The sequence below is a fragment of the Bradyrhizobium sp. STM 3809 genome, assembly GCF_000239795.1.
Classification (GTDB): domain Bacteria; phylum Pseudomonadota; class Alphaproteobacteria; order Rhizobiales; family Xanthobacteraceae; genus Bradyrhizobium.
Genome location: NZ_CAFJ01000601.1, coordinates 1 through 9,162, shown reverse-complemented (window position 1 = coordinate 9,162; position 9,162 = coordinate 1). Strand labels below are relative to the sequence as shown.

General features: G+C 64.5%; 8 protein-coding genes. 1 reads left to right on the top strand and 7 read right to left on the bottom strand.

All coding sequences use genetic code 11. The annotated features are described in order from the left end of the window. The 7 genes from BRAS3809_RS27215 to BRAS3809_RS27185 all read right to left on the bottom strand — a co-directional run. Nucleotides 1-740: ABC transporter substrate-binding protein (locus BRAS3809_RS27215; RefSeq protein ID WP_035658937.1), on the bottom strand; the 740-nt coding region annotated here is incomplete at its 3' end. A gap of 354 nt (nucleotides 741-1,094) precedes the next feature. After that, nucleotides 1,095-2,318, bottom strand: a complete 1,224-nt coding sequence (locus BRAS3809_RS27210; protein ID WP_008965223.1) for an ABC transporter substrate-binding protein — start codon at nucleotides 2,316-2,318, stop codon at nucleotides 1,095-1,097. Nucleotides 2,319-2,328: 10 nt separating this feature from the next. Beyond that, the gene (locus BRAS3809_RS27205; protein ID WP_008965222.1) at nucleotides 2,329-3,342 is read right to left on the bottom strand and encodes a branched-chain amino acid ABC transporter permease; all 1,014 of its coding nucleotides are present in this window, start codon (nucleotides 3,340-3,342) and stop codon (nucleotides 2,329-2,331) included. Nucleotides 3,343-3,344: 2 nt separating this feature from the next. Continuing rightward, entirely contained in the window at nucleotides 3,345-4,223 is an 879-nt protein-coding gene (locus BRAS3809_RS27200; protein WP_008965221.1) for a branched-chain amino acid ABC transporter permease, read from the bottom strand. A gap of 13 nt (nucleotides 4,224-4,236) precedes the next feature. Continuing rightward, nucleotides 4,237-4,950: an ABC transporter ATP-binding protein gene (locus BRAS3809_RS27195; protein ID WP_008965220.1), complete on the bottom strand. Its 714-nt coding sequence runs from the start codon at nucleotides 4,948-4,950 to the stop codon at nucleotides 4,237-4,239. Further along, nucleotides 4,947-5,744 carry an ABC transporter ATP-binding protein gene (locus BRAS3809_RS27190; RefSeq protein ID WP_008965219.1) on the bottom strand — a complete coding sequence of 266 codons (798 nt, stop codon included), beginning with the start codon at nucleotides 5,742-5,744 and terminating at the stop codon, nucleotides 4,947-4,949. The genes BRAS3809_RS27195 and BRAS3809_RS27190 overlap by 4 nt, the downstream gene beginning before the upstream one ends. A gap of 66 nt (nucleotides 5,745-5,810) precedes the next feature. Then, a complete protein-coding gene (locus tag BRAS3809_RS27185) occupies nucleotides 5,811-6,707 on the bottom strand; it encodes an IclR family transcriptional regulator (protein ID WP_008965218.1) in 897 nt (298 codons plus the stop codon). 211 nt (nucleotides 6,708-6,918) lie between these two features. On the opposite strand from BRAS3809_RS27185, the gene BRAS3809_RS27180 reads away from it, so the two are divergent. Then, nucleotides 6,919-9,012 carry a 3-hydroxyacyl-CoA dehydrogenase NAD-binding domain-containing protein gene (locus BRAS3809_RS27180; protein ID WP_008965217.1) on the top strand — a complete coding sequence of 698 codons (2,094 nt, stop codon included), beginning with the start codon at nucleotides 6,919-6,921 and terminating at the stop codon, nucleotides 9,010-9,012. The last annotated feature ends 150 nt before the right edge of the window (nucleotides 9,013-9,162 follow it).

The following is a 9,162-nucleotide window of genomic DNA, read 5'->3' as shown; positions in this document are numbered from 1 at the left end:
ATCGCCTGCGCCGCGAATTTCGGCGTCGTGATGTTCATGAAGACGTCCGCGCCGGTCGACTTGAGCTTGACGATGTGGCTGTCGATCGTCGGCTCGGTCGTCTCGTAGCTCTCCTCCATGACGATCATGCTCGCCGCCTTGGCGCCGAGCCCGTCCTTCAGGCCTTTCAGATAGTCCTTGCCGTAATCGTCGTTCTGATACAGCACCGCGATCTTGGCGTCCGGCTTCTCCTTCAGGAGATATTTCGCATAGATGCGCGACTCGGCCTGGTAGCTCGGCTGCCAGCCCATGGTCCAGGGGAAGTTGGACGGATCGTTCCACTTGGTGGCGCCGGTGGCGACGAACAGCTGCGGCACCTTCTTTGCGTTCATGTACTTCTGGATCGCGCTGTTCGACGGCGTGCCGAGCGAGTTGAAGATCAGCAGCACCTCGTCGCTCTCGACCAGCTTGCGCGCCTGCTCGACCGCCTTCGGCGGCGAATAGGCATCGTCATAGGAGATGAAGTTGATCTTGCGGCCGTTGATGCCGCCCTCGGCGTTGATCTTCTTGAAATAGGCCGCTTCGGTCTTGCCGATGATGCCATAGGCCGAGGCCGGCCCGCTATAGGGCATGATGTTGCCGATCTTGATCTCGGTGTCGGAGGCGCCGGTGTCGTATTTCTTGTCGGCGGCGAACGCGCCTGACGAGGCGATGGCGATCGCGGCGACGGAGGCGAGGGCGGCTCTGCGCGTAATCATCATTGTGCGTGTCTCCCGTGTCGTTGGTCATGACGTGTCATGGCCTCCTTGTCGGAGGCTCTCATTGTGACGGGGAAACTATAGCAGAGCCGGTGCGGCGCGGCTGCGACATCGCGGCACGGGCCGTGTTTTCGCGGCCCCGATCGGTGTTCCACGTCATGTGCAGCTGCGAGATGGAGCGCAATCTCGACGGGTACTTGCTTGGCAAGAACAGCCTGAGATCGGCCGGCGGTGCCGGTCCACCGCTCTGTACAGCCGGCTTCGCCCATGAAAAAGCCCTCCGCACCGATGGTGCGGAGGGCCAGTGGAGATCGGCACCGCTCGTTGGCGGCGATGCGCGATGACTCCGATTCTTCGCTACTCGACGGCGCCGCTGATCGCCTCGCCGAACAGCTCCCACTTCTCGCCCTTGAACCGCATCATCTGCAGTTGCTCGATCGGGGCGAAGTCGGTCGCCGAGGTGTTGATCTTGACGCCCGGCAGCAGCGTGTCCGGCGCAAAGTCCTTCAGGCTGGCAGCCTGCTTCATGACGTTGGCGCGGGTCAGGTCGTCGCCGCACATCTGCAGCACCTTCACCAGCGTCTGCGCCGCGCCGTAGCCATAGACGGTCGAGCTGTCGAGCTTGTTGGCGTCGGGGGCGTATTGCGCGAGGAAGTCGAAGAACTTCTTCATGCCGGGATCATTGTCCCATTGCGCATCCGCGGCGTCCTTGGCGTAGGCGGCCGAGAGGATCCCTTGCGCGTTCTCGAAGCCGGCGGGCTTGATGACGCTGCCGACCGAGGCCGAGACGTTGACCACGAGATGCAGCGGATGCCAGTCGATCTCGGCGAGCTTCTTGATCGCCTGCGCCGCGAATTTCGGCGTGGTGACGCTGAAGAAGGTATCGGCGCCGGAAGCCTTCAGCTTGACGATATGGCCGTCGATCGACGGTTCGGAGGTCTCGTAGCTCTCCTCCATCACGATCATCGACGCAGCCTTGTCGCCGAGGCCGTCCTTGAGCCCCTTCAGGTAGTCCTTGCCGAAATCGTCGTTCTGGAACAGCACGCCGATCTTGGCGCCCGGCTTCTCCTTGAGCAGGTACTTCGCGTAGATGCGGCCCTCGCTCTGGTAGCTCGGCTGCCAACCCATGGTCCATGGGAAATTCTTCGGATCGTTCCACTTGGTGGCGCCGGTGGCGACGAACAGCTGCGGGATCTTCTTGCCGTTGAGATATTTCTGGATCGCCGAGTTCGACGGCGTGCCGAGCGGGTTGAAGACGAGCAGCACCTCGTCGCTCTCGACCAGCTTGCGGACCTGCTCCACGGCCTTCGGCGGCGAGTAGGCGTCGTCATAGGTGACGAAGTTGATCTTGCGGCCGTTGATGCCGCCCTCCGCGTTGATCTTCTTGAAATAGGCCTCCTCGGTCTTGCCGATCACGCCGTAGGCGGAGGCGGGTCCGCTGTAGGGCATGATGTTGCCGATCTTGATCTCGGTATCCGAGGCGCCGGTGTCATACTTCTTCTGGGCGAGTGCTCCGCCCGAGGTGAGGGCGATGACCGCCGTCGCGAGCGCGGCGATTCGTAGTTGTTGAACGACCTGCAAGAGTTCCTCCTTACTTTCTGAGTTTGCCGAGCAGCTGCTGCGCCACCATCGCCACCTGCCGCGAGCCGTGCGGCACGAGGAAGATGACGAGGAACAGCAGCACGCCGAACACCGCGCCGGACAGGCCTTTGGAGATGCCTTCGGCGATATTGGGGACGAAGATGATGAAGGCTGATCCGACGAACGAGCCGGGCAGCCAGCCGACGCCGCCCACGACCATGCCGAGGAACAGCGAGATCGCCAGCGTGATCGTGTAGCTGTCGGGCGCCACGAACTGCACCGCGATGGCGCCGAGACCGCCGGCGACGCCGGTGATCCCCGCGCTGACGCCGAACGCCAGCGTCTTGTAGGTCGCGACGTCGATGCCCATGGCGGACGCCGCGATCTCATTGTCGCGGATCGCCATGAAGGCGCGGCCGGATCGCGAACGCAGCAGGTTCACCGAAAAGATGTAGATCGCGATCGTGATCGCCAGCGTAAAGTAATACAGCCACATGTCCTGGGACATCGGCAGGCCGAACGGCGCGTCGGGCTTGGTGACGACCAGACCCTGGACGCCGCCGGTCCATTTCTCGAAGAAGCCGAGCTTGAGGATCTGCGGCATCGCGGTGGCGAGAGCGAAGGTGGCGAGCGCGAGATAGACGCCCGACAGCCGCAGCGCCGGCTGGCCGAACAGGAAGCCGGCGCCGAAGCAGATCACGCCGGCGACGGGCAGGGTCAGTGCGTAGTTGATGTTGTACTGCTCCATCAGGATCGCCGACGTGTAGGCGCCGATGGCGTAGAACGCGCTGTTGCCGAGCGAGAACTGGCCGGAACCGCCGGTCAGGATGTTCAGCGCCAGCACCGCGAGCCCGTAGATCAGGAGCATCGTCATCTGGAAGATGATGAAGTTCTTGACGAACAGCGGCACGACCAGCAGCAGCAGCACGATCACGAAGGCCGTGCCGGAGCTCAATGTCATGGCCCGCTTCGGAACCGCCTCGACCGCGGGCGCCTGGGATGCGATTTCCTCGACTGCGCTCATGATCAGACTCGCTTCACGATGTTGCGGCCGAACAGGCCGGCGGGTTTGATGACCAGGACGGAGATGATCAGCGCCAGCGCGATCGGCAGCTTCATCTCATTGCCCACATGCGGAATGTAGGTGCCGGCGAGGTTCTCGAAGATGCCGACCAGGAAGCCGCCGAGCACTGCGCCGAAGGGGCTGGTGAGGCCGCCGAGGACGGCCGCGGCGAAGCCGTAGATCAGCACGCCGCCCATCATGTTGGGCTCGAGGAACACCACCGGCGCGATCAGCATGCCGGCGATCGAGCCGATCGCCGCCGCCATGCCCCAACCCAGCGCGATCATCCACGACGTGTTGATGCCGACCAGCCGCGCCGACTCCGGCAGCGCCGCCGCGGCCCGCATCGCGAGGCCGACGCGCGTATACTGGAAGAAGAAGTACAGGCCGACCAGGAGCAGCAGGGTGATGCCGATCATGCCGGCCTGGTGGGTCGAGATCAGCTGGCTGCCGAGGAACGGCGAGGAGCCGAACGGCGTCGGATACTGCTTGATCGTGAAATCCCAGATCAGGCCGGCGCAGGAGTTGATGATCGAGAACAGCGCGATGAAGCCGGCGACCTGGGTCAGGATCGGCGCCTTGGTCAGCGGCTTGAACAGCACGCGCTCGATCGCAATGCCGCCGATGAAGGAGAAGATCAGCGTGGCGATGAAGGCCGCCCAATAGGGCAGGCCCCATTGCATCAGCTGCCAGGAGATGAAGGTCGAGAACATCGCCATCTCGCCTTGCGCGAAGTTGAGATGGTCGATCGCCTGGTAGATCATCACGACGGCGAGCGCCATGCAGGCGTAGATCGCGCCCGTCGCAATGCCGGCCAGGACCTGGTTGGTGAAAAGTTCCATTGTCCCGCCTCCGTCAGTAGCCCAGATAGGATTTGCGGACGTTCTCGTCGTTCGCGATGTCCTTGGCGACACCCGACATGACGATCCGGCCGGTTTCGATCACATAGGCCTGGTCGGCGAGCTCCAGCGCGAGCTGCGCGTTCTGCTCGACGACGAGGATGGAGACCTTCTCGTCCCGATTGATCTTGCCGAGGATGCCGAACAGGTCGCGCACCACCAGCGGCGCGAGGCCGAACGAAGGTTCATCGAGCAGCATCAGCCTGGGACGCAGCATCAGCGCCCGCGCCACGGCGAGCATCTGCTGCTCGCCACCCGACAGGGTTCCCGCCTGCTGGGTGTGGCGCTCCTTGAGCTTCGGGAAATAGGCGTACATCCGCTCGATGTCGGCGACGATCCCGGCCTTGTCGTTGCGGGTGATGGCGCCGAGCTGCAGGTTCTCCTCCACCGTCATGTTGGTGAAGGTGCCGCGGCCCTGTGGGACATGCGCGATGCCGAAGCGGACGATGCTCTCGGTCGACTTGTTGTTGAGCGGCTTGCCCTCGAACTCGATCGCCCCGGTCGAGCGCACCATGTTGCAGATCGCGCGCAGGGTCGTGGTCTTGCCGGCGCCATTGGCGCCGAGCAGCGTCGTCAGCGAGCCCTCGTTGAGCGAGAAGGAGAGGCCGTGCAGGGCCTGGACCTGGCCGTAATAGGCCCTGAGATCCTTGACGTTGAGAAGCGCCGTCATTGATCCTTGCTCCCGAGATAGGCCTTGATGACGTCGGGATCGGCCTGCACCTGGGCCGGCGTGCCCTCGGCCAGCTTGCGGCCGAAATTCAGCGCCACGACGTGGTCGGCGATCGACATCACGAGGCCCATGTGATGCTCGACCAGCAGTACGGTGACGTGCCGGTCGTCGCGGATGCGCCGGATCAGATCGCCCAGCACATAGACTTCCTCGTGGTTGAGCCCGCCGGCAGGCTCGTCGAGCAGCAGGATCTTGGGGTCGGCAGCCAGCGCGCGCGCCAGTTCGACGCGCTTCTGGGTGCCGAACGGAAGACCGGACACGGTCTTGTGCGCGACCTCCTCGAGATTGAGATAGGCGAGGATCTCGTGAACCTTGGTATTCACGGAATTCTCGCTGCGACGGATCCAGGCCAGCCGCAGCGAATCCGAGATGATGTCGCTCGAAGTGCGGGCGTGGGTGCCGACGCGGACGTTGTCGAGCACCGACAGGTTCGGGAACAGCGCGACATTCTGGAAGGTGCGGCCGATGCCGATCTCGGCGATGCGATGCGGCGGCCGGGTCAGGATGCTGCGGCCTTCCATCAGGATGTCGCCCGCGCTCGGCTGGTACAGCCGGCTGAGGCAGTTGAACAGCGTCGTCTTGCCGGCGCCGTTGGGACCGATGAGGCCGAGGATCTGCCCCTTCTGCATGTCGAACGACACGCCGTTCAGCGCCACGATGCCGCCGAACACGACGCTGACGTCGCGAACCGCGAGCAGCGGATCGCTGGTCGGGGCGAGTTGTGCCTGCGTCATCTCGTCTCGCCCCTCCCGAATTCGTTCAGGTTGGGGCGCGGCGCCAGCCGACCGCGATGATGCAGGCTATCTGATACCCTCGGCAACACGGGCAACTTTTCCTCCTGGCTTCGGCTTTTTATTGAGGTCTTTGTGAGACGGATTGTTCGAATGAACACTCGTCTGATTAGTTTGCGGCGCGAGTCCGCCAAGCGCCGCTTCGATTTTTCTTACCATCGCCACGAGGCGAGGTCCAATGTCGGTGAGCAGTCGCTCTTCCGTGAAGCGGAATGCAGGCGCTCCGCAGTTCACCGCGTAGGGACCCGTTCCATCGTTGAGCCTCAGCGCCGCGCCGACGGCGTGGACGTCATCCTGCCATTCGCCGGCCGAGATCGTGAAGCCGTGCTTGGCGACGGTCTCGCCGGCGCGCTCGATGCCGTCACGAATCCGGGGCCAGCGGTTGCCGTAATGCTCGCGCATCTCGCGCATCAGGGCGGTGCGCTCCTCCTCGGGCAGCGCCCAGAGATAGGCCCGGCCCATGGCGGTGGTGGCAATCGGAATGCGCGAGCCGACGTCGAGCTCGACGTTGACGACGCCGTGCCGGCTCTGTCCGATATAGATCATGCTGAGCCGGTCGCGGCCGCCGATCGCCACCGCGCCGCCGGTTTCGCGCATCAATTGCTCGCGGAACGGCTCGGACAACTGGCGCACGCCGAGATTGGCCAGCGCGGCATAGCCGAGCAGCAGCGCCGACGGCGCCAGCTGATATTTCTCGAAACGGGGAACGGGCGTGAGATAGCCGAGCTTGGTCAGCGTATAGGTCAGGCGGGATACGGTTGGCTTGGGCAGGTTGGTGCGCGCCGCGATTTCCTGGTTGCCCAGCAGGCCGTCATTGGGCCGGAAGGCCCTGAGCACGTCGAGGCCGCGTGACAGCGCAACCACGAAGTTGCGATCGGTCGCGGGTTTCTTCCCTGGGCGTTTCATGTCATCGGCTGTTGATTGATGAGCCTCGTTGACAACGCTCGTGCTTCAAAATAACCCTGGCTGTCAAGATGTGGAATTAGATTTCGCACTGCGGAATTGATCCCCTGCAGCGGGTAGACGCAAGCAAGGCTGATACTCTGCGCAAATGAAGAGCCAAGAATGGACCGGTGCGTTAACCGGCCGCAAAGAAACGACACCCAAGGAGCCTAGCGTGAGCGAAGTGGCAAAGCTTGATCGTCAAGACATTATCGGCATCGTCACCATCGACAGTCCGCCGGTCAATGCGCTGAGTGCCGCAGTCCGCGGCGGCATCCTCGACAACGTCAAGGCGGCGATCGACGATCCCGCGATCAAGGCCATCGTTCTGACCTGTGGCGGGCGCACGTTCATCGCCGGCGCCGACATCACCGAGTTCGGCAAGCCGCCGAAGCTGCCGGCGCTCAACGATGTGCTCAGCACGATCGAGAACAGCCCGAAGCCGGTGATCGCCGCGATCCACGGCACCGCCCTCGGCGGCGGCCTCGAAGTCGCGCTGGCCTGTCACTATCGTGTCGCGACCAAGGACTCGAAGCTCGGCCTTCCAGAGGTCAAGCTCGGCCTGCTGCCGGGCGCGGGCGGAACGCAGCGCCTGCCGCGCGCGGTCGGTCCGGAGCTCGCAGTCAAGATGATCGTCGGCGGCGACCCGATCAGCGCCGCCGAGGCGCACAAGGCGGGCCTGATCGAGGAGATCGTCGAGGGTCCGGCGTCGGGCGGCGTGGAATTCGCGCGCAAGGTGGTGGCGGAGAACCGTCCGCTGCGCAAGCTGCGCGACGACGATTCCAAGATTGCCGCCGCGAAGGCCGATCGCTCGATCTTCACCAATGCGGTGGCGGCGATCACCAAGAAGTCGCGCGGCCTGGAGGCGCCGTTCGCGGCGGCCGACGCGGTCGGCTACGCCATCGACCTGCCGTTCGACGAGGGCCTGAAGCGCGAGCGCGAGGGCTTCCTCAAGCTGCTCACCAGCGACCAGTCCAAGGCGCAGCGCTATGCGTTCTTCGCCGAGCGCGAGGCCGCCAAGATCGCCGGCGTGCCCGAGGGCACCAAGGGCCGCAAGGTCGAGCGCGTCGCCATCATCGGCGCGGGCACCATGGGCGGCGGCATCGCGATGTCGTTCGCCAATGCCGGTATTCCGGTCACGCTGATCGAGACCGCCGAGGAGCAGCTCAAGCGCGGCATGGGCATCATGCAGAAGAACTGGGAAGCGACCGCCGCGCGCGGCGGTATCCCGGCGGATGCACCGGCCAAGCGCATGGCGCTGATCGACGGCAAGGTCGGCCTGGAGAACGTCAAGGACGCCGACCTCGTGATCGAGGCGGTGTTCGAGACCATGGCCGTCAAGAAGGAAGTGTTCGGCAAGCTCGATCAATATGCGAAGCCGGGCGCGGTGCTCGCCTCCAACACGTCCTATCTGAACATCGATGCGATCGCCGCCGAGACCAGCCGCCCGCAGGACGTGCTCGGCATGCACTTCTTCTCGCCGGCCAACGTCATGAAGCTGTGCGAGATCGTGCGCGCCGACAAGACCGCGCCGGACGCGCTGGTCACCGCCGTGTCCATCGCGCGCAAGATCGCGAAGGTGCCGGCGGTGGTCGGCGTCTGCGACGGCTTCGTCGGCAACCGCATGCTGGCGCAGCGCGGCAAGCAGGCCGAGAAGCTGCTGTTCGAAGGCGCGCTGCCGCAGCAGGTCGACGCCGTCGTCACCAAGTTCGGCATGCCGATGGGCCCGTTCGCGATGGGCGATCTCGCCGGCCTCGACATCGGCTGGCGCTCGCGCAAGGACCGGGGCATCAAGAGCGAGATCGCAGACGCGCTGTGCGAGGCCGGCCGCTTCGGCCAGAAGACCGGCAAGGGCTACTACAAATACGAGTCCGGCTCGCGTGCGCCGCTGCCCGATCCCGATGTCGAGAAGCTGATCGACGAGACGCTCGCCAAGCTCGGCCTCAAGCGCCGCAACGTGAGCGACGAGGAGATCCTCGAGCGCATGATGTATCCGATGATCAACGAGGGCGCGAAGATCCTCGCCGAAGGTATCGCCGCGCGTCCGTCGGATATCGATGTGGTCTGGTTGTACGGCTATGGCTGGCCGATCTATCGCGGCGGACCGATGTACTGGGCCGACAGCGTCGGCCTGAAGCACATCGCCGAGCGGCTGTCCTACTACGCCAAGGAGACCAACGACCCGTCGCTGGAGCCGGCGCCGCTGCTGAAGAAGCTCGCGGAGGAGGGCAAGACGTTCGCATCGCTGGCGCAGGGGAAGGCCGCTTGAGGCTTCGCTCTAGCTCCGCGCTCAACTGCGCTCCCCTCCCCCTTGCGGGGAGGGCAACCGGCCGCTTTCGCGGCCGGATCCGTCAAAAGACGCCGAAGCGGAGCTTCGGCTATGGGTGGGGGTCCACAACGGCAGTCTCGCCCGGGGCCA